Source organism: Kitasatospora sp. NPDC059722 (assembly GCF_042733235.1).
In the GTDB taxonomy this organism is placed as follows: Bacteria; Actinomycetota; Actinomycetes; order Streptomycetales; family Streptomycetaceae; genus Kitasatospora.
The window spans coordinates 185842-203612 of sequence record NZ_JBHWGD010000002.1; the positions used below are offsets into that span (position 1 = coordinate 185842).

Below are 17771 nucleotides of genomic sequence, written 5' to 3' on the forward strand. Positions count from 1 at the left end.
GCGCGTTGCGCGCGTGAGAGGTTCAATACCCCCGCGAGCACCCGGGGGACCCCCGCGGGGGGCGGGGGGGGGGGGCCGCGCGGGGGGGGGGCGGCGCCCCCCCCGCTTCCGGGAATCCGGACGGATCAGCCGGCGATGGCGGCCTTCAGCTGGTCCACGCGGTCGGTGCGCTCCCAGGTGAAGTCCGGCAGCTCACGGCCGAAGTGGCCGTACGCGGCGGTCTGCGAGTAGATCGGGCGCAGCAGGTCGAGGTCGCGGATGATCGCGGCGGGGCGCAGGTCGAAGACCTCGCTGACGGCCTTCTGGATGTCGAGGACCGGGACGGTCTCGGTGCCGAAGGTCTCGACGAACAGGCCGACCGGCTCGGCCTTGCCGATCGCGTAGGCGACCTGGACCTCGGCGCGGCGGGCGAGGCCGGCGGCGACGATGTTCTTGGCGACCCAGCGCATCGCGTACGCGGCCGAGCGGTCCACCTTGGACGGGTCCTTGCCCGAGAAGGCGCCGCCGCCGTGGCGGGCCATGCCGCCGTACGTGTCGATGATGATCTTGCGGCCGGTCAGGCCGGCGTCGCCCATCGGGCCGCCGATCTCGAAGCGGCCGGTCGGGTTGACCAGCAGCCGGTAGCCGTCGGTCACGAGCTTGATGCCCTGCTCGGCGAGCGCCTTGAGCTCCGGCTCCACGACGAACTCGCGGATGTCCGGGGTGAGCAGCGACTCCAGGTCGATGTCCGAGGCGTGCTGCGTGGAGACGACCACGGTGTCGAGCCGGACGGCCTTGTCGCCGTCGTACTCGATGGTGACCTGGGTCTTGCCGTCGGGGCGCAGGTACGGGATGGTCCCGTTCTTGCGGACCTCGGTCAGGCGGCGCGACAGGCGGTGCGCCAGGGTGATCGGCAGCGGCATGAGCTCGGGGGTCTCGTCCGACGCGTAGCCGAACATCAGGCCCTGGTCGCCGGCACCCTGCTTGTCGAGGTCATCCTCATCGCCCTCGACCCGAGCCTCGTACGCGGTGTCGACGCCCTGCGCGATGTCGGGCGACTGAGCACCGATGGACACCGACACGCCGCAGGAGGCGCCGTCGAAGCCCTTCTTGGAGCTGTCGTAACCGATCTCCAGGATCTTGTCCCGGACGAGCTGGGCGATCGGCGCGTACGCCTTCGTCGTCACCTCGCCGGCCACGTGCACCTGGCCGGTGGTGATGAGCGTCTCCACGGCGACCCGGGAGGTCGGGTCCTCCCGCAGGAGAGCGTCGAGGATGGTGTCGCTGATCTGGTCAGCGATCTTGTCGGGGTGTCCCTCGGTCACGGACTCCGAGGTGAACAGGCGGCGAGACACAGCGCTCCCTGGGGTTGCAGCGGCTGCTGACTGAAGGCCCCCGGCGGACCGGGGACATCCGGAAAGACTTGATTCCTGGAGTCTAACGGTCAGGTTCCGTCGAACGTCACCCGCTTCCGGAAAACGAGACCGTTATCAAGTGGCTCTCCGACCGGACTCAAGCGCCTTCTGTCCGGTTGCCGACCGTTTCCAGCCGTTCCACGACCAAGTCCCAGACCACGTCCGCGAGCACCTCCTTGGGGCCCACCGGAACGGCCGTCTCACTGCCGTCGGAGCCCAGCACCACGGCCTCGTTGACGTCCGTCCCGAAGGCCTTGCCGTTGCCGACCTCGTTGACGACGAGCAGGTCGCAGCCCTTGCGGGCGAGCTTGGCGCGGCCGTACGCGAGCACGTCGTCGGTCTCCGCCGCGAAACCCACGACCAGTTGGCCCGAACGGGTCCGGTGGGCGGACAGCTCGGCCAGGACGTCCGGATTGCGGACCAGCGCGACCGGCGCCGGCTCGACCCCCTCGACCTTCTTGATCTTGCCGGTGACGTACTCGGCGGGCCGGAAGTCGGCCACCGCCGCGGCCATGACCACGGCGTCCGCGTCCTCCGCCGCCTTCAGCGCGGCCTCGCGCAGCTCCAGCGCGGTCGAGACGTGCACGACGTCCACCCCCGCCGGATCGGGCAGTTCCGCGTTGGCCGAGACCAGCGTCACCCGCGCCCCACGGGCCGCCGCCGTCACGGCCAGCGCGTAGCCCTGCTTGCCGGAGGAGCGGTTCCCGAGGTAGCGCACCGGGTCCAGCGGCTCCCGGGTGCCGCCGGCCGAGACCACCACGTGGCGCCCGGCCAGGTCGGTCGGCACGGCGCCGCCGCGGCGCAGCACGGCCCGGCAGGCCTCGAAGACCGCGGCCGGCTCGGGCAGCCGCCCCTTGCCGGTGTCCTTGCCGGTGAGCCGCCCGACGGCGGGCTCCAGCACGATGACGCCGCGGCGGCGCAGCGTGGCGACGTTCTCCCGGGTGGCCGGGTGCTCCCACATCTCGGTGTGCATGGCGGGCGCGATCACGACCGGACAGCGCGCGGTGAGCAGGGTGTTGGTGAGGAGGTCGTCGGCGAGGCCGTGGGCGGCCTTGGCGATCAGGTCCGCGGTGGCGGGGGCGACGACGACGAGGTCGGCCTGCTGGCCGATCCGCACGTGCGGCACCTCGTGGACGTTCTCCCAGGTCTCGGTGGCGGCCGGGCGGCCGGACAGGGCGGCCCAGGTGGCCTCGCCGACGAAGTGCAGCGCGGCGGCGGTGGGCACCACGGTGACCAGGTGGCCGGACTCGGTGAACCGGCGGAGCAGCTCACAGGCCTTGTAGGCCGCGATGCCGCCGCTGACGCCGAGGACGACGCGCGGGGCGTCCGCGCCGGTCCGGTCCGAAGTCGCGCTCATGATCCCGCTCTCCTCCACTCCAGGGACGTGCACACCCTACGGCCCCGCGACGATCACCCGCACCGTGGCCCCGTCCGCTCCACAACGCCGAAGGGCCCGGCGGAAACGATTCCGCCAGGCCCTTCCGGAGAGTTACGAGGTCGACCGGATCAGGCGCCCTCGACCGCCTCGGCGGTCAGCATGCCGGCGTTGATCTCGCGGAGCGCGATCGACAGCGGCTTCTCGTGCACGTGGGTGTCGACCAGCGGGCCGACGTACTCCAGCAGGCCCTCGCCGAGCTGGGAGTAGTACGCGTTGATCTGGCGCGCCCGCTTGGCGGCGTAGATCACCAGGCTGTACTTGGAGTCGGTGGCCTCAAGCAGCTCGTCGATCGGCGGGTTGATGATGCCCTCGGGCGCGGTCATGGAAGAGGACACGCGAAAACCTTCCGAAAGGGTGGAAAAGACAGACAGGTCAGCCTACACCGAGCAAGGCTAGCAGTTCGGCCGCTACCTGCTCGACGGAGGTGTTGACAAGAGTCGTGTCGAACTCCGGCTCCGCCGCCAGCTCGACCTTGGCGGCCTCCAGCCGCTTCTCGATGACGTCCTGCGGCTCGGTGCCCCGGCCGGTCAGCCGGCGGACCAGCTCGTCCCAGCTCGGCGGAGCCAGGAACACCAGCTGGGCCTCCGGCATCGACTCGCGCACCTGGCGGGCGCCCTGCAGGTCGATCTCCAGCAGGACGGGCTCGCCGCGCTCCAGCTTCTCCTGCACCGCCGCGCGCGGGGTGCCGTAGCGGTTGCCGGCGAAGACGGCCCACTCCAGGAGCTCGCCGTTGGCGATCAGCTTGTCGAACTCGTCGTTGTCGACGAAGTGGTACTGGACCCCGTTCTGCTCGCCGGGCCTCGGGTGGCGGGTCGTCGCCGACACCGAGAGCCAGACCTCGGGGTGCTGCTTCCTCATATGAGCGACGACCGTGCTCTTGCCGACCCCCGAAGGGCCGGAGAGCACGGTCAGCCGCGGACGCTCACTCATGCACCGATTATCCCGGATCGCGGACGATCCCGGGACCACGGGGGCACGGTCAGGCGGCACCGCCGCCGAACTCCCGCTCCAGGGAGGCGATCTGGTTCGTGCCGAGACCGCGGACACGACGGCTCTCGCTGATGCCGAGGCGCTCCATGATCTGCTTGGCCCGGACCTTGCCGACGCCCGGGAGCGACTCCAGCAGGGCCGAGACCTTCATCTTGCCGATGACGTCGTTGTCGGCCTTGCCGGCCTTGATCACCTCGTGCAGGGAGGCGCCGGAGTGCTTGAGCCGGTTCTTGACCTCGGCGCGCTCCCGGCGAGCCTCGGCGGCCTTGGCGAGCGCGGCGGTGCGCTGTTCAGGGGTAAGGGGCGGAAGAGCCACGCCGTTCACCTCAGGGTGTGGAAGGAAGGGATTGAGCTATGACTGGTTTGGTTCTCCAGGACACCTCCGCAAGTGGAACCCCAGGGCCCTGACCTGCGGGAGCTACGAGAATCGCGGCTCTTCGATGACCTATCGCCGGACACTACCCGGATTGCGGCGCCGCGTCAGGAAAAGAACACGAAAAGTCCTGGTCAGCCAAGGCCGACCAGGACTTTCCGGGGCAAAATGACCGCGATTGCGAGACTTTGGCACCGCCGATGTGACGGCGCTCACGTCAAGCGGAGGCCCGGCGGAGCGGCACCGCCCGGTCCTGCGCACACTGCGCAGGGTCACCGGCCGGCTACCACCCGGCCCCCGGACGGCACTTCGCGCCGCGCTACTTCACGGCGTCCGCGTACTCCCCCACGAACCGCTCGGCCGCCTCGCGCAGCGCCGGCACCGACGGGCCGTGCTTGAGGACGTCCCGGCTGACGCTCGGTACGACGTTGCGCACCGAGGCGCCGAACACCCGCGGCAGGTCCGCCATCGTCGCGCCCTGGGCGCCGATGCCGGGGGCCAGCAGCGGGCCGTTGATCGCGAGGTCCACGCCCGCGTCGGCGAGCGTCGCGCCGACCACCGCGCCGAACGAGCCGAGCGGCTCGGCCCCGGCGTTCTCGGCCGCCAGCTGGCGCAGCACCGAGGCGGCGACCGGCTCGCCGCCGGCGCCGACGGCGCGCTGCACCTCGGCGCCCTCCGGGTTGGAGGTGAGCGCCAGCGCGAACGCCCCGCAGCCGTGCTCGCGCGCGAGGTCGAGCGCCGGGCGCAGCGAGCCGAAGCCGAGGTAGGGGCTGACGGTGAGGGCGTCGGAGAACAGCGGGCTGCCGGGCGCGAGGAAGGCCTCGGCGTAGGCGGCCATGGTGGAGCCGATGTCGCCGCGCTTGGCGTCCATCAGGACCAGCGCACCGGCCGCGCGGGCCTCCTCGACGGTCCTCTCCAGCACCGCGACGCCCTTGCTGCCGAAGCGCTCGAAGAAGGCGGCCTGCGGCTTGAGCACGGCGACCCGGTCGGCCAGCGCCTCGACGACGGTGCGGCTGAAGGTCTCCAGGCCGGCGACGTCGTCGCCGAGTCCCCAGGCGGCGAGCAGGGAGGCGTGCGGGTCGATGCCGACGCAGAGCTGGCCACGGGTGTCCATGGCCTGGCGCAGCCGGGCGCCGAACGGGGCGAGGGTCATGTCGTCTCCGGGGTTTCCAGTGGCGGTACGGGGGGTCACGAGGGGCGCACGGCGCTGCCGACGGCCGCGGCCAGGTTGCGGAAGCCCGCGTCCCGGACGCGGGCGGAGAGGCCCTTGTGGATGCGGCGGCACCAGAACGGGCCCTCGTAGATGAAGGCGCTGTAGCCCTGGACGAGGTCGGCGCCGTGGATGATCCGCTGCCAGGCGTCCTCGGCGCTCTCCACGCCGCCGACCGACACGAGCGTCAGCCGGCCGCCGGTGCGGGCGCGCAGCCGCTGGAGGACCTCCAGGGCGCGGGCCTTGAGCGGGGCGCCGGACAGGCCGCCCATGCCGATCTCCTCGACCCGCGCGGCGTCGGCCCGCAGGCCCTCGCGGCCGATCGTGGTGTTGGTGGCGATGATGCCGTCCAGGCCCAGCTCCAGGGCGAGGTCGGCGACGGCGTCGACGTCCTCGTCGGCGAGGTCCGGGGCGATCTTCACCAGCAGCGGCACGTGGTGCGCGGTGGTGCGGTCGGCGGCCTCGCGGACGGCGGAGAGCAGCGGGCGCAGGTGGTCGACGGCCTGCAGGTTGCGCAGTCCGGGGGTGTTGGGCGAGCTGACGTTGACGACCAGGTAGTCGGCGTAACGGGCCAGCCGCTCGGTCGACTTGACGTAGTCGGCGACGGCGTCGGCCTCCTCGACGACCTTGGTCTTGCCGATGTTGACGCCGATCACCGGGGTGGAGCTGGTGTGCGGGCGGGCGGCGAGGCGGGCGGCGACCCGGGCCGAGCCCTGGTTGTTGAAGCCCATCCGGTTGATCAGCGCGCGGTCCTCGACCAGGCGGAACAGCCGCGGCGCCGGGTTGCCGGGCTGGGCCTCGCCGGTGATGGTGCCGATCTCGACGTAGTCGAAGCCGAGCATCGCGAGGCCGTCGATGCCGACGCCGTTCTTGTCGAAGCCGGCCGCGAGCCCGAACGGGCCGGGCAGGTCGAGGCCGAGGGCGCGGGTGCGCAGCGCCCGGTCCTGCGGGGCGAGCAGCAGCCGGACGAGGGTGCGCAGGCCCGGCACGGAGGAGGCGAGGCGGATCCAGAAGAAGGCGAGGTGGTGGGCCTTCTCCGGGTCCATCTTCTTGAAGACGAGGTCGAACAGAAGCTTGTACAAGGGGGTCAACTCCCGGAGCGAGCAGCGGTGTTCACAGCGCGGCAGGTCGAATCGCGGGCATGGAAGTGGGGGGCACCCGACTGGCTTCGGTGCCCCCCACTGCGGTGGTGCTACTTGCGGCCGGCGTTGATCAGCTCGGCGTGCTCCTGGAGCGACATCACCCCGACCTCGTCGCGCAGCAGCCGGTCGATGCCCTGGACGGCCGCGCCCATCGCCTGGACGGTGGTCAGGCAGGGCACGGCGCGGGCCACGGCCGCGGTGCGGATCTCGTAGCCGTCCAGGCGCCCGCCGGTGCCGTAGGGCGTGTTGATGATGAGGTCGACCTCGCCGTCGTGGATCAGCTGGACGATGGTCTTCTCGCCGTTCGGGCCCTCGCCCTCGCTGTGCTTGCGCACCAGCGTGGACGGGATGCCGCCGCGCTGGAGCACCTCGGCGGTGCCGGCCGTGGCGAGCACCTCGAAGCCGAGGCTGACCAGGGCGCGCGCCGGGAAGACGAGGTTGCGCTTGTCGCGGTTGGCGACGGAGACGAAGACCTTGCCCTTGGTCGGCAGCGCGCCGTAGGCGCCGGCCTGGGCCTTGGCGTAGGCCGTGCCGAAGACCTTGTCGATGCCCATGACCTCACCGGTCGAGCGCATCTCCGGGCCGAGGACGGTGTCCACCCCGCGGCCGTGGACGTCGCGGAAGCGGCTCCACGGCATCACGGCCTCCTTGACCGCGATCGGCGCGTCGGCGGGCAGCGTGCCGCCGTCGCCCTCGGCCGGGAGCATGCCCTCGGCGCGCAGCTCGGCGATGGTGGCGCCGAGCGAGACCCGGGCGGCCGCCTTGGCCAGCGGCACCGCGGTGGCCTTGGAGGTGAACGGGACGGTCCGGGAGGCGCGCGGGTTGGCCTCCAGGACGTAGAGGATGTCGCCGGCCATCGCGAACTGGATGTTGATCAGGCCGCGGACGCCGACGCCGCGCGCGATGGCCTCGGTGGAGGTGCGCAGGCGCTTGATGTCGTAGCCGCCGAGGGTGATCGGGGGCAGCGCGCAGGCGGAGTCGCCGGAGTGGATGCCGGCCTCCTCGATGTGCTCCATGACGCCGCCGAGGTAGAGCTCGGTGCCGTCGTAGAGCGCGTCGACGTCGATCTCCACCGCGTCGTCGAGGAAGCGGTCGATGAGCACCGGGTGCTCGGAGATCAGGCCGGCGTGCCGCTCCAGGTAGGAGGCGAGGGAGGCCTCGTCGTAGACGATCTCCATGCCGCGGCCGCCGAGCACGTAGGACGGGCGGGCGAGCACCGGGTAGCCGATCTCGTCGGCGATCGCCTTGGCCTCCTCGAAGGAGAAGGCGGTGCCGTGCTTGGGCGCCGGCAGGCCGGCGTCGCGCAGGACGCGGCCGAAGGCGCCGCGCTCCTCGGCGAGGTCGATCGCCTCGGGCTGGGTGCCGACGATCGGCACGCCGTTGTCCTTGAGCGCCTGGGCGAGGCCGAGCGGGGTCTGGCCGCCGAGCTGGACGATGACGCCCGCGAGCGGACCGGCCTGCTGCTCGGCGTGGACGATCTCCAGGACGTCCTCCAGGGTGAGCGGCTCGAAGTAGAGCCGGTCGGAGGTGTCGTAGTCGGTGGAGACGGTCTCCGGGTTGCAGTTGACCATGACGGTCTCGTACCCGGCCTCGGCCAGCGCGAAGGAGGCGTGGACGCAGGAGTAGTCGAACTCGATGCCCTGGCCGATGCGGTTCGGGCCGGAACCGAGGATGATCACCGCGGGCTTGGTGCGCGGGGCGACCTCGTTCTCCTCGTCGTAGGACGAGTAGAAGTACGGGGTCTTGGCGGCGAACTCGGCGGCGCAGGTGTCGACGGTCTTGAACACCGGGCGGATGCCGAGCGCGTGGCGCACCTCGCGGACGACGTCCGGCTTCAGGCCGCGGATCTCGCCGATCTGCTGGTCGGAGAAGCCGTGCCGCTTGGCGTGGCGCAGCAGGTCCGGGGTGAGCTCGGCGGCGTCGGCGAGCTCGCCGGCGATCTCGTCGAGCAGGAAGAGCTGGTCGACGAACCACGGGTCGATCTTGGTGGCCTCGAACACCTCCTCCGCGGTGGCGCCGGCCCGGATGGCGTCCATCACGGTGTTGATCCGGCCGTCGGTCGGCACGACCGCCTTGGCCAGCAACTCGGCCTTGTCGCCCACGGGGCCGGTCCAGCTGAACTGGGAGCCCTTCTTCTCCAGCGAGCGCAGCGCCTTCTGCAGCGCCTCGGGGAAGTTGCGGCCGAGGGCCATGGCCTCGCCGACGGACTTCATGGTCGTGGTGAGGGTGGCATCGGCGCTCGGGAACTTCTCGAACGCGAAGCGCGGCACCTTGACGACGACGTAGTCGAGGGTCGGCTCGAAGGAGGCCGGGGTCTCCTCGGTGATGTCGTTGGGGATCTCGTCGAGCGTGTAGCCGACGGCCAGCTTGGCGGCGATCTTGGCGATCGGGAAGCCGGTGGCCTTGGAGGCGAGCGCCGAGGAGCGGGACACGCGCGGGTTCATCTCGATGACGATGACCCGGCCGTCCTCGGGGTTGACCGCGAACTGGATGTTGCAGCCGCCGGTGTCGACGCCGACCTCGCGGATGACGGCGATGCCGATGTCGCGCAGGATCTGGTACTCGCGGTCGGTGAGCGTCATCGACGGGGCCACGGTGATCGAGTCACCGGTGTGCACGCCCATCGGGTCGAAGTTCTCGATGGAGCAGACGACCACGACGTTGTCGTTCTTGTCGCGCATCAGCTCCAGCTCGTACTCCTTCCAGCCGAGGATGGACTCCTCCAGGAGCACCTCGGTGGTCGGCGAGAGGGTCAGGCCCTGGCCGGCGATGCGGCGCAGGTCCTCCTCGTTGTGGGCGAAGCCGGAGCCGGCGCCGCCCATGGTGAAGGAGGGGCGCACGACGACGGGGTAGCCGCCGAGGGTGTCGACGCCGGCCAGCACCTCGTCCATGGTGTGGCAGATGACCGAGCGGGCGGACTCGCCGTAACCGATCTTGGCGTTGACGGCCTCGACGACGCCCTTGAAGAGCTCGCGGTCCTCGCCCTTGTGGATCGACTCGACCTTGGCGCCGATCAGCTCGACGTTGTACTTGGCGAGCACGCCGTTGGCGTCCAGCGAGATCGCCGTGTTGAGCGCGGTCTGGCCGCCCAGGGTCGGCAGCAGCGCGTCGGGGCGCTCCTTGGCGATGATCTTCTCGACGAACTCCGGGGTGATCGGCTCGACGTAGGTGGCGTCGGCGATCTCCGGGTCGGTCATGATCGTGGCCGGGTTGGAGTTGACCAGCACGACCCGCAGGCCCTCGGCCTTGAGGACCCGGCAGGCCTGCGTGCCCGAGTAGTCGAACTCGGCGGCCTGGCCGATCACGATCGGGCCGGACCCGATCACCAGGACGGACTTGATGTCAGTGCGCTTAGGCACGCTGGCCCTCCATGAGCTTCACGAAGCGGTCGAACAGGTAGGCGGCGTCGTGCGGGCCGGCGGCCGCTTCGGGGTGGTACTGCACGCTGAAGGCGGGCACGTCGAGCGCCTGCAGGCCCTCGACCACGTCGTCGTTGAGGCAGACGTGGGAGACCTCGACCCGCCCGTAGGGGGTGTCGCTCACCTTGTCCAGAGGCGCGTTCACGGCGAAGCCGTGGTTGTGGGCGGTCACCTCGACCTTGCCGGTGGTGCGGTCCTGCACCGGCTGGTTGATGCCGCGGTGGCCGTACTTGAGCTTGTAGGTGCCGAAGCCGAGGGCGCGGCCCAGGATCTGGTTGCCGAAGCAGATCCCGAAGAACGGGGTCTTCCGCTCCAGCACGCCCTGCGCCACGGCGACCTGCTGGTCGGCGGTGGCCGGGTCGCCCGGGCCGTTGGAGAAGAAGACGCCGTCCGGGTTGACGGCGTAGACGTCCTCCAGGGAGGCGTCGGCCGGCAGCACGTGGACCTCGATGCCGCGCTCGGCCATCCGCTGCGGGGTCATCGCCTTGATGCCGAGGTCCAGCGCGGCGACGGTGAACCTCTTCTCACCGATGGCCGGGACGATGTACGGCTCGGTGGTGGCCACCTCGGCACACAGGTCGGCGCCCTTCATCTCGGGCGACTGCTGCACCCGGGCGAGCAGGGCCGCCGGGTCGGCGAGCGCCGGGCCGGAGAAGATGCCGCAGCGCATGGCGCCGCGGTCGCGCAGGTGCCGGGTGAGCGCGCGGGTGTCGATGCCGCTGATGCCGACGACGCCCTGGCGGACGAGCTCGTCGTCCAGCGAGCGGCGCGAGCGCCAGTTGGAGGCGACCCGGGCGGGGTCGCGCACGACGTACCCGGCGACCCAGATCCGCTTGGACTCGTCGTCCTCGTCGTTCCAGCCGGTGTTGCCGATCTGCGGGGCCGTCATCACGACCACCTGGCGGTGGTACGACGGGTCGGTGAGGGTCTCCTGGTAGCCGGACATGCCGGTGTTGAAGACCGCCTCGCCGAAGGTCTCGCCGACGGCGCCGTAGGCCTGGCCGCGGAAGGTCCGGCCGTCCTCCAGGACGAGCACGGCCGGGACGCGTTCCCGCCGTTGGCGCTGCGTGGTGGGGGCAGGTGCGGTCATTGCGCGGCCTCTTCCGTCTTCGTCTTCGTACGTGTTGCGAGGTGAGCGACCGCCTCGACCCAGGCGGCGTGCTCGTCGGGGTGGTCGGCCCGGAAGCCGGAGTCCAGCTCGGTGCCCTCGTGCGTCCAGGTGACGACGAGGATCCCGGCCGGGACGACCTTGCCGGCGATTCCGGAGTCCGTGCGGGCACCGGTCAGGTGCCCGGCCGGGATCCAGAGGTCGACGTCGCCGGGGCGGCGCACCAGCAGGCCGTCCTCGCCGAGGATGAGGTCGGCGCGGCTGCGGTTGCCCAGGCCGTGCGCGACGACCCGGTCGAGCCAGTTCCCGGCGGTGGTGGTGCCGTGGTACCGGCCGCTGGTCTCCAGGATGGTCCGGCCGGCGCCGGCCGGCACGGCGGGCAGCGGCGGGATGCCGGACTGCAGCGTGCGCCGCCAGTTCCAGCCCTGGCGCATCAGCCAGTAGACGAGCCCGATCACGATCAGCAGGCCGACGGCCCAGCCGATGTACCCGGGCCAGTCGTGGACCTTGGCCTGTTCCTGGGCCAGCGGGGTGAACGGGGCGAGCGGGGCGGGCGTGCGGTGGAAACTCACGCGTCGACGCCCTGCTCGACGAGCTCCCCGGCCAGGACGGTGGCCCGGCCGCGCAGGAAGGTGGCGTGCACCCGTCCGGGCAGGTCGAGGCCCTTGTAGGGGGTGTTGCGGCTGCGGGTGGCGAAGCTGTCCGGGTTCACGGCACCACGGTACGCGGGATCGAACAGCACCAGGTTGGCCGGCTCACCGACCGAGACGGGCCGGCCGTGCCCGGCGAGACGGCCGATCCGGGCCGGGCGGTGCGACATGCGGTCGGCGACGCCCGCCCAGTTCAGCAGGCCGGTGTCGACCATGGTCTGCTGCACGACCGACAGCGCGGTCTCCAGGCCGACCATGCCCATCGCGGCGACGGCCCACTCGCAGTCCTTGTCCTCGGCCGGGTGCGGCGCGTGGTCGGTGGCGACGGCGTCGATGGTGCCGTCGGCCAGCGCCTTGCGCAGCGCCTGGACGTCCGCGGCGGTGCGCAGCGGCGGGTTCACCTTGTAGACCGGGTCGTACGAGCGGACCAGCTCGTCGGTGAGCAGCAGGTGGTGCGGGGTGACCTCGGCGGTGACGTCCCAGCCCTTGGCCTTGGCCCAGCGGATGATCTCGACCGAGCCGGCCGTGGAGACGTGGCAGACGTGCAGCCGGGAGCCGACGTGCGCGGCGAGCAGCACGTCGCGGGCGATGATCGACTCCTCGGCGACGGCCGGCCAGCCGCCGAGCCCGAGCTCGCCGGAGACCTGGCCCTCGTTCATCTGCGCGCCCTCGGTGAGCCGCGGCTCCTGGGCGTGCTGGGCGACGACGCCGTCGAAGGCCTTGACGTACTCCAGCGCGCGGCGCATCAGCACGGCGTCGTCGACGCACTTGCCGTCGTCGGAGAAGACCCGGACGCCGGCGGCGGACTCGTGCATGGCGCCGAGCTCGGCGAGCTTCTTGCCCTCCAGGCCGACGGTGACGGCGCCGACCGGCTGCACGTCGCAGTAGCCGGCCTCCTGGCCGAGCCGCCAGACCTGCTCGACGACGCCGGCGGTGTCGGCCACCGGGGTGGTGTTGGCCATCGCGTGCACGGCGGTGAAGCCGCCCATCGCGGCGGCCTGGGTGCCGGTGAGGACGGTCTCGGCGTCCTCGCGGCCGGGCTCGCGCAGGTGGGTGTGCAGGTCGACCAGGCCGGGCAGCACGATCAGGCCGGTGGCGTCGATCTCGATGTCGGCCTCGACGGCCAGGCCGGTGCCGATCGCCTTGATCACACCGTCGGCGAGGTGGAGGTCCTGCGGGGCGCCGCCGGCGATCTGGGCGTTGCGGATCAGGTAGGTGGTCACTTGGCGGTCTCCACGGATTCGGTGCGGGCGGCGTCGTTCGGGCCGTCGGCGAAGACGGCCCCGCCGAGGAGCAGGTACAGCACGGCCATGCGGACCGACACGCCGTTGGCGACCTGCTCGACCGCGGTGCAGCGCGGCGAGTCGGCGACCTCGGCGGTGATCTCCATGCCGCGGACCATCGGGCCGGGGTGCATGACGATCGCGTGCTCGGGCAGCTGGGTCATCCGCGGGCCGTTCATGCCGTAGCGGCGGCTGTACTCCCGCTCGGTCGGGAAGAACGCGGCGTTCATCCGCTCGCGCTGCACCCGGAGCATCATCAGCGCGTCCGTCTTGGGGAGCACGCTCTCCAGGTCGTAGCTGATCTCGCAGGGCCAGTTCTCGATGCCGATGGGCAGCAGCGTCGGCGGGGCGACGAAGGTGACCTGGGCGCCGAGGGTGGTCAGCAGGTGGACGTTGGAGCGGGCGACCCGGCTGTGCAGGACGTCGCCGACGATCGTCACCCGGCGCCCTGCGAGGTCCTTGCCACTGCCCGGGTTGAGGTGGCGGCGCATGGTGAAGGCGTCGAGCAGCGCCTGGGTGGGGTGCTCGTGGGTGCCGTCACCGGCGTTGATGACACTGCCGTGCAGCCAGTCGGACTGCGCCAGGCGGGCCGGCGCGCCGGAGGCGTGGTGGCGGATGACGACCGCGTCGGCACCCATGGCCTGCAGGGTCAGCGCGGTGTCCTTGAGGCTCTCGCCCTTGGAGACGGACGAGCCCTTGGCGGAGAAGTTGATGACGTCCGCCGAGAGGCGCTTCTCGGCGACCTCGAAGGAGGTCTTGGTGCGGGTCGAGTCCTCGAAGAAGAGGTTGACGACGGTCCGGCCGCGCAGCGTGGGCAGCTTCTTCACGGCCCGCCCGGAGAGCTGGGCCAGCTCCTCGGCGGTGTCCAGGATCAGCAGCGCGTCGTCGCGGGTGAGATCGGCGGCGGAGACGAGGTGGCGCATCACGCGGGCTACTCCGGAAGGTGCGGTTCGGTCAGGGCCTGCGACGAGCGCTGGTTGTGGTCGCGGTCGCCGACCAGGACGGCGTCCACGCCGTCGGTGTCGGCCAGGCGCACCTGCACGGCCTCGCGCAGCGAGGTGGGCAGGTTCTTGCCCACGTAGTCGGCGCGGATCGGCAGCTCGCGGTGGCCGCGGTCGACCAGGACGGCGAGCTGGACGGCGCGCGGGCGGCCGATGTCGCCGAGCGCGTCGAGCGCGGCGCGGATGGTGCGGCCGGAGAACAGCACGTCGTCGACGAGGATCACGAGCTTGCCGTCGATGCCGCCGGCCGGGATCTCGGTGTGCTCCAGGGCGCGGGCGGGCTTGAGCCGCAGGTCGTCCCGGTACATCGTGATGTCCAGGGTGCCGAGCGGGATCTCGCGGCCGGTGATCTGGGCCAGCCGGTCGCGCAGGCGGCGGGCGAGGTGGACGCCGCGGGTGTGGATGCCGAGCAGCACGACGTCCTCCGCGCCCTTGGCGCGCTCGACGATCTCGTGCGCTATCCGGGTGACGACCCGGGCGATGTCCGCGCCGTCCAGCACCTGGTGCGGTGCTCGGGGTGACGGATCCTGGTGTGTGGTCATGCCGAAGCGGACCTCCTTCCCCGCCTCACTGGACGGGCCTTAAAGGATGTCTGGGATGGCCCCCGCCGACCGGGCGCGGGCTTCGGGCAATCCTATCAGCGCGCAAGCGGGCAAACGGACCTACACCATTCCGCTTCACCGGGTTAACGCGCCCGACGCACCCCGGACGCAGGCCATTCGCACGACTGCCCCATTCGGCTTGACGCAACACCTTACTCTACGTAACCTCACAGTGAGTTACGAGACGGACGTCGAACCCACCGGTAACGGCGTCGGCAATCGCCCGTGACCCACCACTGAACGCGAAGCAATCTCGTCCGGGGAGATCAATGTCCAGCGACTACGCGAAGCAGCTCGGAGGCAAACTCCGAGCGATCCGCACTCAGCAGGGTCTCTCCCTGCACGGTGTCGAGGAGAAGTCCCAGGGGCGCTGGAAGGCAGTCGTCGTCGGTTCGTACGAGCGCGGCGACCGTGCGGTCACCGTGCAGCGGCTGGCCGAGCTGGCGGAGTTCTACGGCGTCCCGGTCCAGGAGCTGCTGCCCGGCGGCACCCCGGGCGGCGCGGCCGAGCCGCCGCCGCGCCTGGTGCTCGACCTGGAGAGACTGACCCAGGTCCCGTCCGAGAAGGCCGGCCCGCTGCAGCGCTACGCGGCGACCATCCAGAGCCAGCGCGGCGACTACAACGGCAAGGTGCTGTCGATCCGCCAGGACGACCTGCGCACCCTGGCCGTCATCTACGACCAGTCGCCGTCGATCCTCACCGAGCAGCTGATCTCGTGGGGCGTGCTCAACCCCGACGCGCGCCGCGCGGTGCGCGAGGAGGAGGCGAGCTGACGCTCCCCGCACCGGCTCCCGCCAGCGGAAACGAGGCTCGTCCCGCCCTTTCGGGCAAGCAGAAACGTCACGGCGCGGCACCCCGGAACCCGGGGGCCGCGCCGTGGTGTTTCCAGCAGCGGTGGTTCCAGCAGCCGGGGCCGGCGCTTCTCCCGTGCCTTCCCGGTGCCTTCCCCTGTGTCTCCCCGGCGCCTCGGCAGTGCCTCAGCAGACCGTCCCCAGGCTGTACCCGGGCTGCGCGGCCACCCCGTCCAGCCGCACCGGCCGGGCCGCCGGGGCCCAGTCCGGCCCGCCGCTCGACCAGGCCCACGCGGCCGGCCGGTACTCCCCGCAGGCCGCCGCCGACCCCTGCGAGCCGTGCAGCACGGCCACGCCCGGCAGTTCCAGGGCCAGCCCGGCGCACAGCACCGCGCAGACCAGCTCCAGGTCCTCGTCGTTGATCCGCACGACGCCGTCCTCCCACTGGAGGACGCGCGCCGCGGCGCTCAGCCTCCCGCCCGGCGCGTCCACCCGCACCCGCAGCTCGTACACCCCGGCGCCCGCGCCGACCAGCATCCGGCGCAGCACCTCGGAGCCGCGCTGGTGGGCGGTGCGCACCCAGCGGCCGTGGTCCTCGTCCGCCTCGCCGGTGGCGCCGTAGAGCCCGCCGTCGAGGATCAGGTCGGCGTGGCGGAGCGTCAGTCCGTTCTCCCGGGCGCGGACCAGGCGCGGCACGAAGTCCCCGGCGAGCTCCTCGCCCTGGTAGGCGAGCAGTTGGGTCTGCAGCGCGGGGTTGAGCAGGTAGCGGTCGCGGGCGGCCGGCTCGGCCGGGTCCAGCCCGTGCAGGACGCAGAACTCGGCGAAGTCCTGCGGGTGGAACATCCGCGCCCGGACGGTGTCGAAGCGCCGCAGCGCCTCGGCGAGCAGGTCGGCCGTGTCGGCCAGGTAGCGCTCGTAGTCGGGGGCGTCGGTCACCCGCCAGGCGCGGGCCCGTTCGAAGTCCGCGGCGCTGGTCAGCACACCGATGACGAAGGCCTGGTCGGCCCCCTCCCCGTCGCTCCGCCGGTGCGGGGCACGGGCGTTCGAGCGGAAGCCGCCGGCGGTGCAGTCGGAGATGCGGCGAGCGCGGCCTTTTCGACTCATGCTCCCACCTCGCTGCGCTCGGCAGGGGCATTCGCCCACACGCGCCTCCCAATGGCTCGCTCGCTACGCTCGCTCACGTGTGGCTCCCGGCTCAGTAGGGTCACGGTCGGCGGCGGGGCCCGCCGCTGACCGTGTTACTCCCCAGTCCCGAGCGCCGCACACGTACGGCGTGTCACAGGAATGTAACCACCGGTAATGCGCCGGTTCTCGCGCCGTCGGGCCTCACGCCGGACGCGGCACCCGGGTGAGCTGGCGGGACTGCGCGACCAGACGGCCGGCCTCGTCCCAGACCTCGGCGTCCTCCTCGAAGTAGCCGCCGGCCAGGTTGCGGGTCGCGTGGGTGACCCGCAGCCAGCCGGGCACCGGCCTGGCCCGCAGGTGGACGGTCAGCTCGACGGTCGGCGCCCAGCCCGGCATCCCCAGGTCGAAGGTGACCGGCGGCAGCGCGTCGGCGACCAGCAGGAGCAGCAGCGGGTCGGGCTCGCGGCCGTCGGCGAGCCGGAACCAGCCCTGGATCCGCCCGGTGCCGGACGGCTGTCCGAGCGCCCAGCCGATCGTGGCCGGGTCGAGCCGCAGGTCGAAGCGCTCCAGCAGGGCGGCCTGGGCGATGAGTTCCTTGGGCGCGTGTTCGACGCCGACACACTGGTCCGGCGGCGGCAGCTGCGGCGGCTGCGCGCTGGTGCGCACCTCGCCGACGGCCGTCGAGAGGTCCCCGTGGCTGGCGACGACGCGCAGCCGTTCGACGCCGTCCTGGCTGAGCGAGGCGGTGCCGGTGGACAGGCCGCGGCCGGAGCGCAGCACCTCGGTGCGGACGGTGGCCGGGCCCGGCACCGAGGCGGACAGGTAGTAACCGCTGATCGACACCGGGTCGGGGTGGTCGCCGTGCTCCAGCGACAGCGCGTGTCCGGCGACGGCGAGCAGCAGCCCGCCGTTGACGCCGCCGCCGATCTGCCAGCCCGCGCCGAGCTCGCCGTCGTAACGGCCGGGCTCCTCGGGGTGTCTGCTCAGCGCGATGCCCTGGTCGAACTCGCTGCGGATCGCCGTGGTCATGGGGGTGGCCTGCCCTTCACTGCGGACGTGCGTGGGGATACCTGGGGATCTCTCATGGTGCGACCGATAAGTTACCGGCCAGTAGGATCCCAACATACGCCACCCGGGTGAAACGCGCGACGGCCGCGCGGGCCGCTCGGGGGGGGGGGGGGCGGGGGGGGGGGGGGGGGCCGCCCCGGCCACACAGCGGTGGTGGGCGTTGGTGAAAGGCATCGC

Annotated in this window: 16 protein-coding genes; 1 reads left to right on the forward strand and 15 read right to left on the reverse strand. The window is 71.9% G+C overall.

Going from position 1 to position 17771, the window contains the following annotated elements:
- Positions 1-125 precede the first annotated feature (125 nt).
- The 13 genes from metK to pyrR all read right to left on the reverse strand — a co-directional run bounded on the left by metK (position 126) and on the right by pyrR (position 14550).
- The gene (metK, locus tag ACFV4F_RS02095) at positions 126-1334 is read right to left on the reverse strand and encodes a methionine adenosyltransferase (RefSeq protein ID WP_380446313.1); all 1209 of its coding nucleotides are present in this window, start codon (positions 1332-1334) and stop codon (positions 126-128) included.
- 157 nt (positions 1335-1491) lie between these two features.
- Positions 1492-2751 (reverse strand): bifunctional phosphopantothenoylcysteine decarboxylase/phosphopantothenate--cysteine ligase CoaBC, encoded by a 1260-nt coding sequence (gene coaBC / locus ACFV4F_RS02100; RefSeq protein WP_380446312.1) that lies wholly within the window; start codon positions 2749-2751, stop codon positions 1492-1494.
- A 149-nt stretch (positions 2752-2900) separates the two neighbouring features.
- The gene (gene rpoZ / locus ACFV4F_RS02105) at positions 2901-3167 is read right to left on the reverse strand and encodes a DNA-directed RNA polymerase subunit omega (RefSeq protein ID WP_359967357.1); all 267 of its coding nucleotides are present in this window, start codon (positions 3165-3167) and stop codon (positions 2901-2903) included.
- A gap of 37 nt (positions 3168-3204) precedes the next feature.
- Complete coding sequence (gmk, locus tag ACFV4F_RS02110; RefSeq protein ID WP_380446311.1) at positions 3205-3762, reverse strand: guanylate kinase; 558 nt, start codon at positions 3760-3762, stop codon at positions 3205-3207.
- 49 nt (positions 3763-3811) lie between these two features.
- Positions 3812-4138, reverse strand: a complete 327-nt coding sequence (gene mihF / locus ACFV4F_RS02115) for an integration host factor, actinobacterial type (RefSeq protein WP_030056187.1) — start codon at positions 4136-4138, stop codon at positions 3812-3814.
- Positions 4139-4514: 376 nt separating this feature from the next.
- Positions 4515-5348, reverse strand: a complete 834-nt coding sequence (gene pyrF / locus ACFV4F_RS02120) for an orotidine-5'-phosphate decarboxylase (RefSeq protein WP_380446310.1) — start codon at positions 5346-5348, stop codon at positions 4515-4517.
- Positions 5349-5383: 35 nt separating this feature from the next.
- Positions 5384-6487: a quinone-dependent dihydroorotate dehydrogenase gene (locus ACFV4F_RS02125; RefSeq protein WP_380500128.1), complete on the reverse strand. Its 1104-nt coding sequence runs from the start codon at positions 6485-6487 to the stop codon at positions 5384-5386.
- Positions 6488-6597: 110 nt separating this feature from the next.
- Positions 6598-9906 (reverse strand): carbamoyl-phosphate synthase large subunit, encoded by a 3309-nt coding sequence (gene carB / locus ACFV4F_RS02130; RefSeq protein ID WP_380446308.1) that lies wholly within the window; start codon positions 9904-9906, stop codon positions 6598-6600.
- Positions 9899-11056, reverse strand: a complete 1158-nt coding sequence (gene carA, locus ACFV4F_RS02135) for a glutamine-hydrolyzing carbamoyl-phosphate synthase small subunit (protein WP_380446307.1) — start codon at positions 11054-11056, stop codon at positions 9899-9901. Before carA ends, carB begins: the two co-directional genes overlap by 8 nt.
- A complete protein-coding gene (locus tag ACFV4F_RS02140) occupies positions 11053-11646 on the reverse strand; it encodes a hypothetical protein (RefSeq protein ID WP_380498448.1) in 594 nt (197 codons plus the stop codon). Before ACFV4F_RS02140 ends, carA begins: the two co-directional genes overlap by 4 nt.
- Entirely contained in the window at positions 11643-12947 is a 1305-nt protein-coding gene (locus ACFV4F_RS02145; protein WP_380446305.1) for a dihydroorotase, read from the reverse strand. Before ACFV4F_RS02145 ends, ACFV4F_RS02140 begins: the two co-directional genes overlap by 4 nt.
- Complete coding sequence (locus ACFV4F_RS02150; protein ID WP_380446304.1) at positions 12944-13933, reverse strand: aspartate carbamoyltransferase catalytic subunit; 990 nt, start codon at positions 13931-13933, stop codon at positions 12944-12946. The genes ACFV4F_RS02145 and ACFV4F_RS02150 overlap by 4 nt, the downstream gene beginning before the upstream one ends.
- Positions 13934-13938: 5 nt before the next feature.
- Positions 13939-14550, reverse strand: a complete 612-nt coding sequence (pyrR, locus tag ACFV4F_RS02155; RefSeq protein WP_380498450.1) for a bifunctional pyr operon transcriptional regulator/uracil phosphoribosyltransferase PyrR — start codon at positions 14548-14550, stop codon at positions 13939-13941.
- Between the two features lie 329 nt (positions 14551-14879).
- Here pyrR and ACFV4F_RS02160 point away from each other — a divergent pair, with 329 nt between their 5' ends.
- Positions 14880-15383: a transcriptional regulator gene (locus tag ACFV4F_RS02160; RefSeq protein ID WP_031072501.1), complete on the forward strand. Its 504-nt coding sequence runs from the start codon at positions 14880-14882 to the stop codon at positions 15381-15383.
- Between the two features lie 204 nt (positions 15384-15587).
- On the opposite strand, the gene ACFV4F_RS02165 is transcribed toward ACFV4F_RS02160, so the two are convergent.
- Together ACFV4F_RS02165 and ACFV4F_RS02170 are read right to left on the reverse strand one after the other, a co-directional pair.
- Entirely contained in the window at positions 15588-16505 is a 918-nt protein-coding gene (locus ACFV4F_RS02165; RefSeq protein ID WP_380500129.1) for a hypothetical protein, read from the reverse strand.
- 222 nt (positions 16506-16727) lie between these two features.
- Complete coding sequence (locus ACFV4F_RS02170; protein ID WP_380500130.1) at positions 16728-17555, reverse strand: thioesterase family protein; 828 nt, start codon at positions 17553-17555, stop codon at positions 16728-16730.
- Positions 17556-17771: the final 216 nt, after the last annotated feature.

What these genes read in the sequence shown, in the direction of transcription:
- ACFV4F_RS02170 (WP_380500130.1), bottom strand. Translation starts at nt 17,555, where the DNA reads ATGACCACGGCGATCCGCAGCGAGTTCGACCAGGGCATCGCGCTGAGC.
- pyrR (WP_380498450.1), bottom strand. Translation starts at nt 14,550, where the DNA reads ATGACCACACACCAGGATCCGTCACCCCGAGCACCGCACCAGGTGCTG.
- pyrF (WP_380446310.1), bottom strand. Translation starts at nt 5,348, where the DNA reads ATGACCCTCGCCCCGTTCGGCGCCCGGCTGCGCCAGGCCATGGACACC.
- carA (WP_380446307.1), bottom strand. Translation starts at nt 11,056, where the DNA reads ATGACCGCACCTGCCCCCACCACGCAGCGCCAACGGCGGGAACGCGTC.
- ACFV4F_RS02160 (WP_031072501.1), top strand. Translation starts at nt 14,880, where the DNA reads ATGTCCAGCGACTACGCGAAGCAGCTCGGAGGCAAACTCCGAGCGATC.
- coaBC (WP_380446312.1), bottom strand. Translation starts at nt 2,751, where the DNA reads ATGAGCGCGACTTCGGACCGGACCGGCGCGGACGCCCCGCGCGTCGTC.
- gmk (WP_380446311.1), bottom strand. Translation starts at nt 3,762, where the DNA reads ATGAGTGAGCGTCCGCGGCTGACCGTGCTCTCCGGCCCTTCGGGGGTC.
- ACFV4F_RS02165 (WP_380500129.1), bottom strand. Translation starts at nt 16,505, where the DNA reads ATGAGTCGAAAAGGCCGCGCTCGCCGCATCTCCGACTGCACCGCCGGC.